General features: G+C 42.4%; 11 protein-coding genes. All 11 read left to right on the top strand.

Annotated features, from left to right (window positions below; translation table 11 throughout):
- Window positions 1–5 precede the first annotated feature (5 nt).
- Complete coding sequence (locus INE92_RS22260; protein ID WP_008642881.1) at window positions 6–3,350, top strand: PL29 family lyase N-terminal domain-containing protein; 3,345 nt, start codon at window positions 6–8, stop codon at window positions 3,348–3,350.
- Window positions 3,351–3,380: 30 nt separating this feature from the next.
- Complete coding sequence (locus INE92_RS22255) at window positions 3,381–5,801, top strand: PL29 family lyase N-terminal domain-containing protein (RefSeq protein WP_229037500.1); 2,421 nt, start codon at window positions 3,381–3,383, stop codon at window positions 5,799–5,801.
- A gap of 12 nt (window positions 5,802–5,813) precedes the next feature.
- The gene (locus INE92_RS22250) at window positions 5,814–6,695 is read left to right on the top strand and encodes a PL29 family lyase N-terminal domain-containing protein (protein ID WP_008642877.1); all 882 of its coding nucleotides are present in this window, start codon (window positions 5,814–5,816) and stop codon (window positions 6,693–6,695) included.
- 13 nt (window positions 6,696–6,708) lie between these two features.
- Window positions 6,709–7,647 carry a glycerophosphodiester phosphodiesterase family protein gene (locus tag INE92_RS22245; protein ID WP_008020125.1) on the top strand — a complete coding sequence of 313 codons (939 nt, stop codon included), beginning with the start codon at window positions 6,709–6,711 and terminating at the stop codon, window positions 7,645–7,647.
- Between the two features lie 39 nt (window positions 7,648–7,686).
- On the top strand, window positions 7,687–8,769 hold the full coding sequence (locus INE92_RS22240) for an SGNH/GDSL hydrolase family protein (protein ID WP_004312647.1): 1,083 nt from the start codon (window positions 7,687–7,689) through the stop codon (window positions 8,767–8,769).
- Window positions 8,770–8,892: 123 nt separating this feature from the next.
- Window positions 8,893–9,879: a FecR family protein gene (locus tag INE92_RS22235; protein WP_004312646.1), complete on the top strand. Its 987-nt coding sequence runs from the start codon at window positions 8,893–8,895 to the stop codon at window positions 9,877–9,879.
- A gap of 23 nt (window positions 9,880–9,902) precedes the next feature.
- Window positions 9,903–13,445 carry a TonB-dependent receptor gene (locus tag INE92_RS22230; protein ID WP_008642873.1) on the top strand — a complete coding sequence of 1,181 codons (3,543 nt, stop codon included), beginning with the start codon at window positions 9,903–9,905 and terminating at the stop codon, window positions 13,443–13,445.
- A 22-nt stretch (window positions 13,446–13,467) separates the two neighbouring features.
- The gene (locus INE92_RS22225; RefSeq protein ID WP_004312644.1) at window positions 13,468–15,219 is read left to right on the top strand and encodes a RagB/SusD family nutrient uptake outer membrane protein; all 1,752 of its coding nucleotides are present in this window, start codon (window positions 13,468–13,470) and stop codon (window positions 15,217–15,219) included.
- 102 nt (window positions 15,220–15,321) lie between these two features.
- Window positions 15,322–16,650 carry an MFS transporter gene (locus INE92_RS22220; RefSeq protein WP_004312643.1) on the top strand — a complete coding sequence of 443 codons (1,329 nt, stop codon included), beginning with the start codon at window positions 15,322–15,324 and terminating at the stop codon, window positions 16,648–16,650.
- Between the two features lie 135 nt (window positions 16,651–16,785).
- Complete coding sequence (locus INE92_RS22215; RefSeq protein ID WP_015532224.1) at window positions 16,786–19,431, top strand: DNA gyrase/topoisomerase IV subunit A; 2,646 nt, start codon at window positions 16,786–16,788, stop codon at window positions 19,429–19,431.
- Window positions 19,431–20,291 carry a DUF3316 domain-containing protein gene (locus INE92_RS22210; protein ID WP_015532223.1) on the top strand — a complete coding sequence of 287 codons (861 nt, stop codon included), beginning with the start codon at window positions 19,431–19,433 and terminating at the stop codon, window positions 20,289–20,291. Before INE92_RS22215 ends, INE92_RS22210 begins: the two co-directional genes overlap by 1 nt.

Genomic DNA, 20,291 nt, shown 5'->3' with positions numbered 1-20,291 from the left:
AGAACATGAGAAATTTTCTACTTTTATTCCTGCTACTCATGCCCGTGATTGGCAGTTGCACCGATGACTATGATGACTCGGCTGCCTGGAAGGACATTGATGGAATCTACAAAGATCTCGATCAACTGAAAGAGAAGCTAAACAGTTTACAACTGCAAGCGAATGCGTTGAGCCAGATTGTGAAAGGAGGAGCCATCACCTCTGTCACAGAAGCTGCTAACGGTGGTTATGTCATTTCTTATAAAGGAAGTGACAATATTGAGCATAGTTTCACCATTGCTACCACTGACCAAATGGTTTCCAGTCCGATTATCGGAATACAAGAAGAAGCCGGAACATATTATTGGACTACTACCACCAAAGGTCAAACGACTTTCCTGCTGGATGCCAACAAACAAAAAATACCGGTATCAGGTAGCGCCCCTCAAATACGAGTGGATGAGAATGGATATTGGATTATTAACGGCCAGCAAATTCTAGACAGCAACCAAAAGCCGATTAAAGCTGAAGGAAAAACAACTTCACTTATTACTAAAGTAGAAATGAACGATAACGGAACTGCTTCAATTACTCTAGGCAACGGAGAAACTCTATCGGTCAATACCTTTACACTATTTAATGTGGAGTTTAAAAATACAGATCAGACTGCCATTTCTCCTATTATTATAGAGGAAGGAACAAAAAACCTTACCTTAAATTATAATATCATTGGGAAAAAGGCAGCACAAGCATTGATGCTCATCACACGCAACGACGATGGATTAGAAGCCAGGTTAAATAGTAGTAATAAAACATTGGTCGTCACCTTCGCTGATGATTTCGAAGAAGGGGTAACAATGATTATGCTTTATGACACTGAAGATAACGTACTGATCAAACCGATGCGCTTCACTTTGCCTATCATTGAAAACGGAGGCATTGCTACTGCAACAGACTTCAAAGCATTTATAGATGCTGTGACCAGTGGAAGTAGTTTGCGTAAATTCAAAGATACGGAAGGAAACGTTATTCTGTTGAACGATATTGATATGAAAGATATCACGTTGACGAGCGGTGCAGGAAGTAATGTAACAAGCAATACGACCAACGCCAATACAAAAGTGGTTTATACAATCGGCGAGCAAACCTTTAACGATGTATTTGATGGTAAAGGACATTCAGTTATTAATCTGACTTTTACATATAATCTTGAAGACGGCAATATTGCCCATGGATTATTCAATGCACTCGGCAGTTCCGGTGTCATCAGGAATTTAGTGATTTCGGGTAATGCCACCATTACAGGTAAAGCTCCGCAAGGAGCTGCTATTGGCGGCTTAGTAGGCTATTGTGAGGGAAGCATACTGGCATGTACCAACCAAATAAATCTATCTTTTGAAGGAACAGACGCTGCTAATGTAGGTGTTCGAATGGGAGGTTTAGCAGGTGTATTATACGGAAATAAAATAGGCGACACAACACAAGCAAACGGTTGCAGCAACGAAGGTAACCTGACGTGCAGCAACATAGTCAACACTGCTTCCGGTGCCTATTCAGCTTTCAACCAAGGAGGTATTGCGGGATATATAGAAAATGATGAGGCTTATATCGGCTACGCAATTAACAAAGGAAATATCAGTGCACCTTCCGGGCGTGGTGGTGGAATTGCAGGAACTCTACAGGAAGGAATTATTGAAAACAGCACTAACGAAGGAGTCATTCAAGATGACGTGAATGGTGTTTTTGCTTCAACTTCCAAACGATATAATGTGAAACGCATCGGCGGACTTGCAGGAGGTATAAATACAGATAAATACCTCAAAAATTGTATTAACAACGGAAATGTCTATTCCCAAAACGGAAGTCGTGCAGGTGGATTTGTCGGACACAATGCCGGATTTGTTCAATCGTGTACAAACAATGGAATCATCTTGTCCGATGCAACTGCTGATGGAGCCAACAAACATGGTGCCGGATGGGCCTGTGGTTATAGTGGCACCAAAAACGGTACGAACTATATCACAGATTGTCATATCGGAGGTAAAGTTGGAGATTACAGTATTTACAAAAATAATCCGGAAGATACTCCGGGAGCAACTTACAGTAACGCTGTCCGTCACGGAGCTTTCTCCAAAGAAGCCAATAATTTCTCTAACCAGGATGAGGCATACTATGACTGGCAGGTGACCGAGGACCGTGAACTAGCATCAGGTATTGTGTACAAACACTACTCCTTTATCAATTTCAATCAAAATATCTATGCTATTGAAATTGACATGAACAACCCCAAAGTTACATTCGAGACAGTCATGGCAGACGAAATTTGCCCAAACCCGAATGGTAATAATAATTCAAATAATGGTAAAGTCCTCCGCGAAACCTTATCGGAGACTTGTACCAGACGAAGAGATGAAGGAAGAAACATTATTGTAGGTATAAATACCGGCTTCTTCAATTCACATGACGGCTTCCCCAGAGGAATGCATATTGAAGAAGGAGAACCGGTATTCATCAATAACCCGTATGTACGTTCTATCTTAACTAATCATGTCTGGGGATTCACCTTCTTTGACAACCGTACGGTTAGCTTCGAAAAAAGAGATTTCACAGGCAAACTGAAAGTTGGTACCAAGGAATATGAATATTATTCAGTCAATGATACTATTGTCCGTTTGAGTGGAAAACCATCATACGATGCAAACTTGTACACCTTCAGGTATGTAAAAGAGCCCCATCCCGGATTAACTAACCCGATAGGAACTAAAGCCCTATTTATCATCGGCAAGAACAACCAACCGCTAAAGGTTAACTCTGGTGATTTTGAAGCCACAATTACTAAAATCATTGACGGACGAGGCACTACAGTAGAAGCCCCATACGTAACAGATAAAAATGAATGGGTACTGCAAGTAACAGGAGACAAAGCTGACGAACTAGTTCAAAACCTAAAAACCGGTGATAAAGTACAAATCAGTGCCGAACTTAAAATAGGCAGTTCTACTAATCCAATCAAAGTACACAACTCCAGTATGTACCGCTATGTATATAATGGCGTATACTCTGCACCTCCTAAAAAAGAAGATGCAGAGACAATCAACCCGACCACCAATCTCGGTATGACACAGGATAAATCAAAGATTGTTATTTTCTGTGTAGACGGAAGGACAGATAGTGACAGAGGACTTGATTTCTACGAAGCTTACCGTGTTTGCAAAAAGTTGGGATTATATGATGTAATCCGTTTCGATGGGGGAGGCTCTACAGTAATGTGGACTTATGAGAATGGTATCGGAAAAGTAATCAATCACGTGTCGGATACGAAAGGTGAGAGAAGTTGTATGAACTATCTGCATGTCAGAGTACTCGAATAATGAATCAAACGAATGTTAATCACTGAATATATGAAAAAGTTTATAAGTATATCATTATTTATATCTGCCTGTTTTCTGGGAAGTTGCAGTTCTTACGACGACGAACGAATCTGGCAGGACCTCAACGAAATAGAAAAGACGATCGGAGATTATGAAGCTCAAGCCGAAACATTGACCAAGCAAATGACTTCACTGTCTAAAGTGATCGGGAGTTCGTTTATCACTTTAATCAGTCAGGATGCCGATGGCAACCACGTAATATCTTACAGTGACGGTGGTGGGGAAACCCACACCGTTACGATCGCTACTCAAGAAGATGCCATCAAACTTCCTATCATCACGGCCAAACAGGATACTGACAGTAAATTCTATTGGGCGCAGACGACTGATAAAGGGAAGACTTATACATTCATTCTCGACGGTGACGGAAAGAAATTTCCGATAGGCGGAACGATGCCTGACGTTAAAATAAACGAGAACGGTTATTGGAGTGTGAATGGCGCCAGCACCGGTGTATTAGCCAATGATTTAAGTAATCTGTTATTCAAATCGGCTTATATAGATGATAAAACAGGAGAAGCCGTATTTATTCTGGCAGACGGTCAGGAATTGCGTATGAGTTTACAAGAGGCACTCGGTATCCGGTTCAACAGTCCGGTTTACAATGCAGTAACAGACTATGCTACTCCGGTTAGTATTCCATATGAAATATATGGTACCCAATCGGAAAATGCATATGTAGACTTGTTTACTGCCTACAATATGGAAGTCAAAATAGATAAAGCCTCTTCCACCCTCATCGCTACCATGAAAGAAGGAGCGACTGAAGGAAATATTCTGTTGCTGGCAAGTGCAGGAAATAATACCGTATTGAAACCGATATACTTCACATACGGTACCGCAATTCTGGACGATCCACTATACCAAGGTCATGTAGGTCCTATCCAACTCAAAGGCACCCAAATGGACATAGAAATGCAGATATCTGCCAACATATTCTATCAGGTCAGTACAGAAAACGAGTGGATCACTTACAAAGGAACCCGTGCATTAATTACAACCACACATGCCTTCACCATTCTGGCTAATGAAACGGGTGACGAACGTTCCGGGAAAATAATATTCTCTAATTCGCTGTATAATATATCTTCAAGTATCGATGTGATACAAGAAGCTAAAGAAGTGGAAGCTAAAGGAGGAATCAGTACTGCTGCCGATCTAGTTAATTTTGCAAAAGCCGTAAATAACGGAACAAGTACCTCCCGCTGGCAGAATGACGCCGGAGAGATAGTATTGTTGAATGATATTGATATGTCATCCGTGACCAGTTGGACACCTATCGGTGATATAGAAGCTTCCAACTATACTACGGCCGAACCCTATGTTTCCATACATCCGTTTACTGGAACTTTCAACGGACAAGGCCATGCTATCAAGAACCTGAATTGTAGTGCAGATATAACAAATGGTGGATTGGCGTATGGTTTATTCGGTTCGATAGAAAATGCGACAATCAAAAATTTAGTTTTAGGAGATGCCAGTACCACTATAACTTGGATGATGAGCGGAACAGCATCTAAATATACTGTCATAGCTCCTCTTGTCTGCTTCGCCAAAAAATCGGTAATAGAGGGCTGTACCAACTATTATAATATCGACTTCACAGCCGATAATAAATCCGGAGAATTTAACGCACTTTCCGGCCTGGTAGGTACAATTGTCAACACAACCATTGGAGGAGAATCCAAAGCACAAGGTTGTTCCAACAGAGGATTTGTCCGTACAGGACGCATCAGCAATACAGCTAATGGCGGTACAGGTATGCAGACAGCCGGAATCTGCGCCTTCATGGCTAAAGCAGAAGGAGGAAAATTGAATTACTGCACCAACTATGGCGATATCAGTTGTCCGAGCGGAAGAACGGGCGGAATTGTAGCAACACTAATGTATGGTAACATTTACAACTGTGACAACAGAGGAACCATTGAAGATGACAAAGTAGGGCAACATGAAGGCAAAGAAGCGAGTGTGACCTACAATTACAAACGTATGGGTGGAATTGTAGGAGGTACAGACGACCTGAAAACCAAACCGGAATATACAGTAGAGTCCTGCACGAATTACGGAAATGTCATGACTCACCTAAGTGTCCGCACAGGAGGCATCATCGGTCACTCTAACATACAGATTATCGGTTGCGTAAACAAAGGTGCTGTTTTGGGAGATGTATTCACCGAAGGAAATGGGACCAACAGACATGGTCCGGGCTGGTTATGTGGTTATTCTGGTGCTTCCACTGCAACCTGGACCAATTGCAAGGCTTGTGTATGTGGAGGCTATGTCGGTGATTACAGCAAGTATAAGGACGATCCTACTTCTGCACCAGATGCCACTAACCAGAATGCATTTTGTCATGCAAACCAAAATTTCGATCCTAGTATTAATTTCTAAAAGACACAAGATATGAAAAGAATATATTTTGTCTGTTCGGTGCTTTTTTCCCTCCTGCTCACCAGTTGTGGGGATTATGATGACTCTTCGATTCAGAATAAGCTCAATGATTTCAAAGAGCGAATAGCCGCCCTTCAAACCAAAGCGGATAAACTCAATGAAGATATCTCAAAACTGGGATATTTGACGGAAGGAAATGTAATTACCTCTGTTTCCCGAAACTCGGACGGGCAATATGTTATTACCTATAAAGACAACAATAATGAAGAAAAAGCAGTTGTTGTAGCAACCCAGGAAGATGTAATAGAAGCCCCTATACTCGGTGTACGCCTCAACGATGACGACCAGTTGTATTACTGGACCACCACTATTGGCAATGAGACAAACTGGCTCACAGATGATACCGAAAAAAAAGTACCCGTCTGTGGCTATACCCCCGAAATGGGGGTAAATGCCGACGGTTACTGGACAGTCAATGGTGAGATACTCAAGGATAACAAGGGGACTCCTATTACAGCTACAACCGACGAGACGGCCATTTTTAAAAATATTACCAAGACTGATGAGGGATATCTCAAAATCACATTGGGTAATGGGGAAACACTCACACTGGAAGTGTTCAGTTCTCTGAATCTCAGGTTAAAAGCAAATGCTGTTACAAAAATAACCGATCTTTCCAGTCCCCTAAAAATTGAATATGAAGTAACGGGAGCATCTGCAGAAGAAGCATTAGTCACTATTGCCCAAGCGGTGAACGTAAAAGCAACAATCGACAAAGAGACTCATACCCTTACTGTAATATTCGAAAACAATTTTGATGAAGGTCATGTGATCATCACAGCTTACGATCTTCAGCATCTTGTACTTCGTCCTCTTTTATTCAAAAAAAATTAATCCTTAAAATGATATGAATATGAAAAAAAGAATCTTATTCACCGGACTTCTTCTGTTGCTGACTCTAGGCACTTTTGCAGTCACTCCTGTCGCTCCGGACAAGACACATGCGCAAAAGATAGTAGAAGCCATTCACAATCCGAAAACAGACTATGTAGTGGTAGTATCCCACCGGGGAGACTGGCGGGATTATCCGGAGAACTCCATCCCTGCCATCGAATCGATTATCCGCATGGGAGTTGATGTCATGGAACTAGACCTGAAACTAACAGCAGACAGTGTACTTGTCCTTTGTCACGACGGTACTATCGACCGGACTACCACAGGAAAAGGCAGAGTCAGCGACGTAACTTACGACTATATCAAAAGCTGTTTCCTGAAAACAGGTCATAACTGCCCCACTAAATACAAGATGCCGACCTTAAAAGAAGCATTGGCCGTCTGCAAAGACCGTATAGTGGTTAACATAGACCAAGGGTACCAATATTATGATTTGGTAATGGCTATCACAGAAGAATTGGGAGTCACAGAACAAATCTTGATTAAAGGTAAAAAGTCGGTTGATTTTGTAGATGCACAAGCTAAGAAGTATAAACACGCCATGATGTACATGCCCATTATTGATATCAACAAACCAAGCGGACAAGATTTGTTCCGTCAATATATGGACAAGAAAATCATTCCTCTAGCATATGAAGTATGCTGGCAGCAAGAAACTTCGGAAGTAAAAAAATGCATGAAGGATATACTTGCACAAGGTTCTAAAATCTGGGTAAATACTCTTTGGGCCTCACTCTGCGGAGGTGAAGAAGCAGGTATGTACGATGACTATGCTTTTGAACATGGGGCAGAAGTTTACCAAAAGGTATTAGATCTCGGCACATCCATCATACAAACCGACCGACCGGAGTTATTAATCAGCTACCTGAAGAAAATCGGACGGCACAATTAATCCCCGAAAGTAATTATTCTATTTACCAGATAAGAAAACATGAGAAATTTCAGATTGCTCCTTTTGGCTTCGCTTTTGGCACCGACTATCCTATGGGGACAAAGTATAAAAGACATCCGCTATGTAGATGCCTCCCAACTGACCCTTGTAGGAAAAGCCTTGCCTACCCCACATCTATATCACCGTATAGATACGGTAGCTTTCAAGGGATTTTCAAAATCAGAAAACCAGCAAGCCAGATGTTCAGCAGGATTAGCGGTTGTTTTCAGGACCAACTCACCCCAGATTGACCTGCTTCCCTCGTATAAATGGGAATACAGGAAAGATAATGTAACAGGAATAGCAGCTGCCGGCTTCGACCTCTATATCAGACAGAATAATGAATGGATATATGCCAATTCGCTAGCTCCTGCTAAACGGAACGAAGCATTCACACTGATGTATGGTATGGAGCCAAAGGAAAAAGAATGTCTGCTTTACCTGCCGATGTACAGCGAACTCGAATCTCTGAAGATAGGCATTCAGCCGGGATCTTCAATCGAAACGATCCCGAATCCTTTTGGGCAAAAAGTCGTATTCTTCGGTTCCAGTTTTACGCAAGGTATTGGAGCAAGTCGTCCGGGGATGAGTTATCCGCTGCAAATAGAGCGTAATACAAACTTACATGTCTGCAATTTAGGATTCAGTGGCAATGCCAAACTTCAGTCTTATTTTGCGGAAGTGATAGCAGCCACCGAAGCCGATGCTTTTGTATTTGATGTGTTTTCCAACCCCGACGCAATGCAAATCAAGGAACGTTTACAAGCATTTGTAGATATCATTGTAGCCAAACACCCTAAGACTCCTCTGATATTCGTACAAACTATTCAACGGGGCAATGAAGCATTTAACACCTTGATTCGAGCCAGGGAGAGTGACAAACTGGAAATAGTAGAAACTCTTATGAAAGAGATCATCCGGAAATATCCGAATATCTACCTGATAGGCAATCCGTTGCCATCTCCCGAAAACAGGGATACCTGTACCGACGGAACCCATCCGTCTGACCTCGGCTACTACTTTTGGGCTAAGAATTTAGAGAAAAAAATAATCGAAATACTAAATAAAAACAAGTGCTTATGAATATGAGATCAGATTAAAAATACAAATCTATCCCAAATAGAATATCTTATTCAGAAATAATCAACATAATATACTCATTGATAAAGAAAAAAAATGCATTTTTGTACTTTAAACAAATACGCTATGAAGATAACTAATGACATATTAAAAGATTATTTCTATGATAAGTGTTCTCACGAGGAAGAAATAGAAATCCAAAAGTGGTTGACAGAAAATGACAATAGCCTAGTGGACCAGAGTTTCCGTGAGATTATCTCTGAAATTCAAATGGAGAATCATGAGTTATCTCAAAAAGCTTTTGAGAAATTTCAAAAAGCAACTCAACCCCAACAGGTCCGCACACCACGCCCGGGACTTCAGCGTTCAATCCGCTGGATGCAGCGTGTGGCAGCCGTCCTTTTTATACCACTCTTATTTTTAGCCGGATATTTACTTCTTGACAAGAAGGCAAATACACACTGGAATGATATCACCGTACCACACGGTATGCATCAGACACTCACTCTTTCGGATGGAACGACGCTCCATGTCAATTCAGGCACGCGAGTAATTTACCCTTCCGATTTCACAGAAAATAAAAGAGAAATCTTTGTCAGTGGAGAACTCTTTGCCGATGTGGCAAAGGATCCGGACAAGCCTTTTATCATTTCTGCTGGTGACGTCCATGTGCAGGTGCTGGGTACAAAGTTCAATCTCCGTGCCTACGAGAATATCGAGACAGTAGAAGTCGCGCTCGTAGAAGGTTCGGTACTGTTCAAAACTCCAACTCATCCTAATGAGATTTTGAAGAAAGGAGAAATGATTCAGTATAACCGAACTTCACAGAAGATTGTCCGCGATACATTCCTTGCCAATCTGTACAAGTGTCCGGCCAAAAACGAAGGATTCTATTTCAGTAATCTTCCCCTTAATGATATTGTGAAGGAACTGGAATATTATTTCGATACCAGAATCATCATATTAGATCAAAAGCTAGGTGACAGCACTTACATTGCTTACTTCACTAACGGGGAAACTCTCGATGAGATTTTATCCAATCTCAATACAGACGGACAAATGTCCATAACCCGGAGTCAGGGAGTAATCTTGATTACTTCTGCAGCTCCATAAAATTAGCAGTAGTATAACCTGATATGAAGCAAACTAATATTTATAAAAAATATATATCAACGATCTGGTTTGCTTGTGTGATGATATTTTTCTCTCAACCCATTCTAGCACAAGACATAACCTTACAATTAAAGAATGTTACTGTAAAAGAAGCAATAGAAGCTTTACATAAGACCAAAAATTATTCTGTTGTGATCAAATCCGCAGAGATCAACATGAGTAAAAAAGTGTCAGTCAATGCCACTAATGCGCCTATTAAGGCCGTTTTGGATCAGATTTTTGTGGGACAGAATGTTAGCTACGCCATCAACGGGCATAGTATCATTATCAGTAAAAAGTCAGATACCAGTCAGCAAAAGCCCGGTGAGAAAAAGAAACAGACGATTACCGGTATTGTTTATGACGAAGAAGGTAATCCTGTTATAGGCGCTTCAGTGATGAACAAAGAAACCGCACAAGGAGCAATTACCGATCTGGATGGAAAGTTTTCTTTAGAAGCTTTCATACCCTCAACAATCGAAATTTCGTACGTAGGTTATGAAATGGCAACAGTCAATGTAAAAGACAATCAGACCAAGACCATCCGCCTGATTCCTTCCAGCCTGATGATTGACGAGGTAGTCGTAGTAGGCTACGGTAGTCAACGCAGAAGTAACCTGACAGGTGCCGTTTCCACCATCTCTAGTAAAGACCTGAACAACCGCCCGGTAGTGTCTGCTGCCAATGCATTGCAGGGAGCCGATCCATCTGTAAATCTTACTTTTGGTACAGGTTCGCCCGAGTCAGGGTATTCATTAAACATTCGTGGAGGTATCTCTGTCAACGGTGGCACGCCGTTAGTATTGTGTGATGGCGTAGAAGTACCGCTAAATCAAGTCAATGCAAATGATATCGAATCGATTTCTGTATTGAAAGATGCATCTTCGTGTGCCATTTATGGAGCAAAAGCATCGGCTGGTGTGGTACTTATTACCACTAAATCGGGAAGTGCCGCAACAAAAGGAAAAGCCAAAATTTCCTATAACGGTCGTTTCGGATGGACACAGAATACGACTTCCACTGATTTTATCCGTACCGGGTATGATTATGTAACTTTCGCCAACAAGTTCTACCATGCATACAATGGTGTGAATATGTATTTGTATGAAGATGAAGAACTCCAGAAGCTCTACGACCGCAGGAATGATATGACTGAGAATCCTGAACGCCCCTGGGTAGAAATCGGAGAAGACGGGAAGTACTATTATTATGGAAATACAGATTGGTATGGACACTTCTACAATCGCACCCGCCCACAGATGGAACATAACATTTCCATCACCGGAGGTGGCGAGAAGGTGAATTATTATATCAGTGGACGCTACTATCAGCAGTATGGTATGTTCAACATTGATAAAGACCTCTATAAAGATTACTCATTCCGTGCCAAGATGGATGCCCAACTGAATAAATGGATAAAATGGTCGACAAATATCGGATTGGACAACAACAATTACAGATATAACGGAACTTCCAATTATGCAATGACCATTGCTCGTCTGGAATCGAATATCAGTCCGTCATTCGTGCCTTTCAATCCTGACGGAACAATTGTGCAATATACAAACCAACTTTATGCCAACTCCCCTCTCGGAGCCGGCGACGGTGGCTATCTGACATCTCAAAGAGGGCATAACACCAAATCCAGAACACTCTTGTCTGTAGTCAACCAGATTGATATTACTTTACTGGAAGGATTGACTTTGACTGCCAATTACAGTTATCAGCAAAGAAAACAGCTGTATCGCTATCGCAACAACTCATTTGAATATTCACGTAGTCAGGGAGTGACACAGACATTCACTTCCGGAAGTATCTTTAACAACTATGAAGAAGACGAATCTTTCCCCGTCACTCATATGCTGAATTACTATGCTACTTTTGAACATTCATGGGCAAAGAAACATAATCTTAAAGTGGTGGCAGGTAGTCAGTATGAGACTTACCGTAATGTCAACAAAGATACTTCCATGACCAACTTGTCCAATGATAACCTCGACTCCTTTTCGGCAGTAACACCCGAAAGTGTGCTTACCGTATCACAAGATATCAGTGCCTATAAGACTCTTGGTTTCTTTGGGCGTATCAACTATGACTACATGGGCAAATACTTGCTTGAGGTATCCTGCCGTGCTGATGGTTCTTCCCGATTTGCAGAAGGAGACAGATGGGGAATATTCCCCTCGGTATCAGCAGGGTGGAGAATTTCTGAAGAAAACTTCTTCAAACCTGTAAGTGACTGGTGGAGCAGTTTAAAATTACGTGCTTCTGTCGGCAGTCTGGGTAACCAACAAGTAGATTATTACGCTTATCTGCAAACAATCACTTCCGATAACCAATTCAGTTATACCTTTGATGGAGAAGGAAAAGCATACTATGCGAAAATTTCCAATCCAATCTCTTCCGGGCTGACCTGGGAAACTGTTACAACATACAATGTCGGATTGGATATGTCATTCCTTAGAAACCGTCTAAGTATGAGTGCCGACTATTACGTCCGTAAAACAACGGATATGCTGACCACCTCATTGACTTTACCGGATGTATACGGTGCTTCTACCCCAAAAGCCAATTGCGCTGACTTACGGACAAACGGATGGGAATTATCTGTTTCATGGAACGATTCGTTCAAAGTAGCCAACAAGCCTTTCCGATATGGGATACAAGCTACCTTGGGAGATTACCAGCGCACAATCACCAAATACAACAACCCGGACAAACTGATTTCCGACCACTATGTAGGAAAGAAAATGGGAGAAATCTGGGGATACCATGTAGACGGATTGTTTAAAACAGACAAAGAAGCTGCGGAATATCAGGCAAAGATTAATGACAAAGCCGTGAACGGACGTGTTTACAGTAGTAAAGTAGACGGTTATCTACGTGCCGGTGATGTACGCTTTGCCGACTTGAATGGAGACAACGTGATCGGAGCAGGAGCAGGAACCGTAGATGACCCGGGCGACAAACGGATCATCGGAAATACGACTCCAAGATACAACTATTCTTTCCGCCTGGATGCAAGCTGGAATGGTTTTGACGTATCTGCTTTCTTTCAAGGGATCGGTAAAAGAGACTGGTATCCGTCCTCCAGTTCCAGTTCACAAGGAGCGAATTCTTTCTGGGGCCCCTACTCTTTCCCTTCTACCTCATTTATAGAAAAGTCATTCCCGGAAGACTGTTGGACAGAAGACAACAGAAATGCCTTCTTCCCACGCATCAGAGGTTATCAATCCTACTCCGGAGGTTCACTCGGAACAGTCAATGACCGATATATACAGAACATTGCTTATCTGCGTTTCAAGAACCTCTCTATCGGATATACCCTGCCCATCAACAAGCGTTTTTTCGAAAAAGTCCGTGTTTATGTTTCAGGAGAGAATCTATATTATTGGTCGCCTCTGAAGAAGCATAATAAAACCATTGATCCGGAATTGGCTATCTCTAGTAGCACTTACTCATCCAACACAGGTTCGGGATATGCTTATCCACGTGTTTATACTGTTGGAGTAGATATTACTTTTTAATTAATGATTAATCAGATATAGTATGAAAGCTATCAACAAAATAATTATCCTGGGAATGGTGACAACCCTGTTCAGTAGTTGCGACCTGACACTCCTACCGGAAAATGCAGTGACACCGGAGAATTACTTTCAAAATAAATCCGACCTGGAGTTATGGACCAATCAATTTTATACTTTGCTGGATGAACCGGACGCTTCAGCCGGTACAAATGCAGACGATATGATTGACAAAGGCATGGGACAGGTGATTGAAGGTACCCGTTCGGCTGCTAGCGAAACCGGATGGTCATGGAGCAAACTCCGTCACATCAATTATTTTCTGCAACATTCCTCCAATTGTGATGATGAAACCGCCCGCAGCCAATATAACGGTGTGGCACAGTTCTTCAGAGCTTATTTCTATTTCGTAAAGGTACGTCGTTATGGAGACGTGCCCTGGTATGATCAGGTATTAGGTTCGGAAGATCAGGAATTACTGGCTAAAGCCAGAGATTCACGCGAATTTGTGATGGATCGGGTCCTCAAAGATTTCGAAGATGCCGCCACCAGCTTACCAACTAAAAGCACAGACACTCGGAATACAAGAGTCACTAAATGGGCAGCACTGGCATTTGCCAGTCAAGCTGCACTCTATGAAGGAACTTATCGGAAATACCACGGACTGGACAATTATGAGAAATATCTGGAAATTGCAGCAAGCACTGCCAAGCAGTTTATTGATGAAAGCGGCTTCAGTCTGTATAAAGAAGGAACAGAACCTTACAGAGATATGTTCTGTGCGGACAATGCCAAAACAACAGAAGTTGTACTGGCAAGAGCTTATAACTTCGAAGGTCTACAATTATCACATTCCGTACAATTCAGCATCGCCAATCTGCAGATGGGCTTCACCCGCCGGTTTATGAATCACTACCTGATGACTGACGGAACGCGTTTCACAGATAAACAAGGATATGAAACTATGTTCTATACGGAAGAGGTAAAAGACCGTGATCCACGCTTACAACAAACTGTACTTTGCCCGAACTATATCCAGAAAGGAGAAACCACCGTTACTGCTAATGATTTAACTGCCTACTGCGGATACAGACCTATCAAATTCGTAGGAACGAAAGACCATGACGGAGCCGCCAAAAGTACCTCCGACTGGCCACTGATGCGAGCCGCAGAAGTGTACCTGAATTATGCCGAGGCTAAAGCAGAATTAGGAACTCTTAAACAAGAAGATCTGGATATCTCTATCAATAAAATTCGTGAACGGGCAAAAATGCCGGATTTGATTCTTACAGACGCCAACAACAATCCTGATCCGTATTTGGGTACCTGCTATCCGAACGTTGAGCAGGGAGCGAACAAAGGAGTCATTCTCGAAATACGTCGCGAACGTACCATTGAATTAGTTATGGAAGGCTTGAGACAATGGGATTTGTTCCGATGGAAAGAAGGAAAACAAATGTTCAATCAGTACATTCCTTACTACGGCATCTATATTCCTGGAGTAGGAACGTATGACATGGATGGAGACGGAAAACCTGATTTGGAAATCTACGAAACCACAGCTACTTCGCAATGTGATAATAAAAAGAAACTGGATAAGGATATTTACCTCTCCAATGGTACATCCGGCTATATTATCGGATTTCCTAAAGTTACTTATGGCAATGACTGGAAAGAGGAAAGAGACTATTTATGGCCAATTCCTGCCGATCAACGCGTATTGACACAAGGCATTCTGACCCAAAATCCGGGTTGGGAAGACGGCTTAAGTTACTAATTAATCCACAATTTATATTTTTATCAGTAAGGTGTATCGGTAATCCCCGATACACCTTACTATCACTATTGCTTTTTTTTAAAGCAACAAACACTAATTACCATGTTAAAACAACTTATCAAATTCTATCAAATCAGTACTCCTGCACCAGTTCTTAAAGAGAACAAGAAGAAGCTCAAAAAGCTACAATGGGCAACCTTTTTTTCCGCAACTGCCGGATACGGTATTTATTACGTTTGCCGACTTAGTCTGAATGTAGTAAAAAAGCCGATTGTCGAAGAAGGTATATTTTCAGAAACCGAACTCGGTATCATTGGTGCCGTGCTGTTTTTCACATATGCCATCGGAAAATTCACCAATGGATTTCTAGCAGACCGCAGTAATATCAGACGCTTCATGTCCACCGGATTACTGATTACCGCTTTGGCTAACTTATGTTTAGGGTTCACTCATTCTTTTATTCTATTTGCCGTACTATGGGGAATCAGCGGCTGGTTTCAGTCAATGGGAGCAGCTTCCTGTGTAGTCGGACTATCCCGTTGGTTTGAGGACAAGAAACGAGGGTCGTTCTACGGTTTTTGGTCGGCAAGTCACAATATCGGAGAGGCTATGACTTTCATCATTGTCGCTTCCATTGTGAGCGTTTTAGGGTGGAGATATGGTTTCATAGGAGCCGGTAGTATTGGAATAATCGGAGTTTTAATTGTCTGGAACTTTTTCCACGACTCTCCCGAAAGTGAAGGACTGTCAGCAGTTAATCATCCACAAATAAAAGATGAAACCGATGATAAAGCTGACTTCAACAAGGCACAAAAACAGGCGTTAATGATGCCGGCAATTTGGATACTTGCCATCGCAAGTGCGTTGATGTATGTCAGCCGATATGCAGTGAACAGTTGGGGAGTCTTTTATCTGGAAGCCCAGAAAGGGTATTCTACGTTAGATGCCAGTTTTATCATCTCCATCAGTTCGGTTTGTGGAATTATTGGTACGATGTTTTCCGGGGTAATCTCCGACAAGTTTTTCAATGGACGTAGAAATGCTCCTGCGCTTATCTTCGGTTTGATGAATGTAGCAGCACTATGCCTGTTTCTACTAGTCCCGGGCGTCCACTTCTGGATAGACGCATTATCCATGGTACTATTCGGAACCGCTATCGGAGTACTTCTCTGTTTTTTGGGTGGATTAATGGCTGTCGACATTGCTCCCCGGAACGCTTCTGGTGCAGCGTTAGGTATTGTAGGCATTGCCAGTTACATCGGAGCAGGTATACAAGATATAATGAGCGGAGTTCTCATTGAAGGGCACAAAAGCATCGTTGATGGTAAAGAAATCTATGATTTTTCTTACATCAATATTTTTTGGATCGGAGCAGCATTACTTTCCGTTTTTTTCGCTTTATTGGTGTGGAATGTGAGATCAAAGGATTAACAGAACTGTCAGTATCATAAAAAACGTGAGTTCTTTTCGTCCTCATATGAATTTATTTCGTATTTTTGCGTGGACATCCCCTTTTTTGATGTTCAGGAAGATAATTTGTTGTTAAAGCAAAGCGAAGATTGATATATGAGTGACGAAATCAACGAGATAACGGAAGAACATTCAGACTACAAACCAGCGGACGCGCGGGACGAAAGCGTAAAACATCAGTTAACAGGCATGTACCAGAATTGGTTTCTGGACTATGCTTCATACGTTATTCTGGAACGTGCCGTACCTCACATCAATGACGGTTTAAAGCCTGTGCAACGTCGTATCCTGCATTCTATGAAACGTCTGGATGACGGGCGGTATAACAAAGTGGCAAATATTGTGGGACACACCATGCAGTTCCACCCGCATGGGGATGCTTCTATCGGGGATGCCCTAGTACAGTTGGGACAGAAAGACCTGTTGATTGACTGTCAGGGTAACTGGGGTAATATTCTCACCGGAGACGGTGCGGCTGCTCCCCGTTATATCGAGGCACGTTTATCCAAGTTTGCGCTGGATGTTGTCTTCAATCCCAAAACTACCGAATGGAAATTGTCATACGACGGACGAAATAAAGAACCAGTCACTCTTCCTGTGAAATTCCCGTTATTACTGGCGCAGGGAGTGGAAGGTATCGCCGTTGGACTTTCTTCCAAGATATTGCCGCATAACTTCAACGAACTTTGCGATGCTTCCATCAGCTATCTGCATGGGGAAGAATTCCAACTGTATCCCGATTTCCAGACAGGCGGATCGATCGATGTAGCCAAATACAACGACGGAGAACGTGGCGGAGCAGTGAAAGTACGTGCCAAGATCAACAAGATTGATAACAAAACGCTTGCAATTACAGAGATCCCTTATGGGAAAACCACTTCAACAGTGATCGACTCTATCCTGAAAGCAGTTGATAAAGGAAAAATCAAAATTCGCAAGGTAGATGACAACACAGCTGCCAACGTAGAAATATTAGTGCATCTGGCACCAGGTACATCATCGGACAAAACAATCGATGCATTGTACGCATTCACCGATTGCGAAGTAAGTATCTCACCCAACTGCTGCGTGATTGACGACAGCAAACCTCATTTCCTCACTGTCAGCAAAGTCTTGAGAAAGTCGGCAGACAACACGCTGGATTTGCTAAAGCAGGAACTGGAAATCAAGAAAAACGAAATACTGGAAGCGTTGCACTTTGCTTCGCTCGAAAAGATATTTATCGAAGAACGCATCTACAAGGACAAAGAGTTCGAACAATCCAAAGATATGGACGCAGCTTGTGCTCATATTGACGAACGCCTGACGCCTTATTATCCGAAATTTATCCGTGAAGTCACCAAAGAGGATATTCTCAAACTGATGGAAATCAAAATGGGACGTATTCTGAAATTCAATTCGGACAAAGCGGATGAACTGATTGCCAGGATGAAAGAAGAAGTGGCCGAGATTGATAATCATCTGGCTCACATCGTAGATTATACCGTCAACTGGTATCAGATGTTGAAAAACAAATACGGCAAGAACTTCCCGCGCCGTACAGAACTGCGTAACTTCGACACCATCGAAGCTGCCAAAGTAGTAGAAGCAAACGAGAAACTTTATATCAACCGCGAAGAAGGATTTATCGGAACAGCCTTGAAAAAAGACGAGTTCGTTGCATGTTGTTCGGATATCGATGATGTCATTATCTTCTTCCGCGACGGTAAGTATATCGTTACTCCTGTTGCCGACAAGAAATTCGTCGGCAAAAACGTTCTCTATGTCAATGTATTCAAGAAGAACGATAAACGTACGATCTACAATATAGCTTACCGCGATGGAAAAGAAGGAACGACATACGTAAAACGTTTCGCCGTTACCTCTGTAGTTCGCGACCGCGAATATGATGTCACACTGGGAACTCCCGAATCACGGATTACCTATTTCAGTGCTAATCCGAACGGAGAAGCCGAAATCATCAAGGTGACATTGAAACCGAATCCGCGTGTACGCCGTATCATCTTCGAGCATGATTTCAGTGAGGTCAGCATCAAGGGACGTCAGGCACGAGGTGTGATTCTTACCCGCTTGCCGGTACATAAGATATCCTTGAAACAAAAAGGAGGTTCTACGCTCGGTGGACGTAAAGTATGGTTTGACCGTGACATACTCCGCCTCAACTATGACGGACGAGGTGAATATCTGGGTGAATTCCAAAGCGACGACAGCATATTGATTGTTCTGAACAACGGTGATTTCTATACTACCAACTTCGACTTGAGCAACCACTATGAAGATAATGTAAGCATCGTGGAGAAATTTGATCCTAACAAGATATGGACTGCCGCGCTTTACGATGCCGACCAACAGAATTATCCGTATCTGAAACGTTTCTGTTTTGAGGCCTCCAACCGTAAACAGAACTACTTGGGAGAAAATAAGAACAACCGTCTGATCCTGCTGACCGACGAGTACTATCCTCGTCTGGAAGTCATATTTGGCGGACACGACAATTTCCGTGATCCGTTGAATATCGATGCGGATGAATTCATTGCTGTCAAAGGTTTCAAAGCCAAGGGAAAACGTATCACTACCTATGCAGTGGAGACGATCAATGAGCTTGAACCAACTCGCTTCCCCGAACCCTCACAAGAACAACAGGAAGTTCCTGAAGAGGAGCCGGAAAATCTGGACCCGGACAGCGGCAAGAGCGAAGGCGACATTATTGATGAAATCACCGGGCAGATGAAATTATTCTGATGAAGAAAAAACTAATATACCTGGGGCTGACAGGTTGCATCCTGTTCGCCCTTAGCACAAGATTACAAGCGCAGACCGACAGTCTGCAAGCCCATCGGTATGTAACACGTGCCACCATGTATGGCGTCGGACTTACTAACGTTTTCGACACCTATCTTTCACCACAGGAATACAAAGGAATCGACTTCCGTGTTTCCCGTGAATTGATTCGGATGACCAAGTTGTTTGATGGAAATGTATCTGTGCAGAACTTCTTTCAGGCAAACATCAGCTATACGCACAACCGGGCCGATAACAATAACACTTTCTCCGGATTAGTCAACTGGAACTATGGATTACATTACCAGTTCCGCCTGACAGATAATTTCAAATTATTAGCCGGAGGATTGATAGATGTCAACGGAGGCTTTGTCTATAATCTCCGGAACACCAACAATCCGGCATCCGCACGAGCATACGTCAATCTGGATGCCTCCGGAATGGCTATTTGGCACCTGAAAATCAAACGGTATCCGATGGTGCTTCGTTATCAGGTCAATCTGCCGGTTATGGGAGTGATGTTCTCTCCCCACTACGGACAATCTTATTACGAGATATTCTCTTTGGGAAATTCGAGTGGAGTAATAAAATTTACCTCCCTGCACAATCAACCTTCGTTGCGACAGATGCTCTCCGTCGACCTGCCGATAGGATATACCAAAATGCGCTTCAGCTACCTGGCTGATTTGCAGCAATCCAACGTTAACAATATCAAGACACATACCTACTCCCACGTATTCATGGTAGGATTTGTGAAAGACCTATACCGTATCCGAAATAAGAAAGGAACTGCTCTTCCTTCATCGGTTAGAGCTTACTAA

The sequence above is a fragment of the Bacteroides xylanisolvens genome (genome assembly GCF_018289135.1).
Lineage (GTDB): Bacteria > Bacteroidota > Bacteroidia > Bacteroidales > Bacteroidaceae > Bacteroides > Bacteroides xylanisolvens.
Note: the sequence above shows the minus strand (reverse complement) of the source record. Positions and strands in the feature narration are given on the sequence as shown.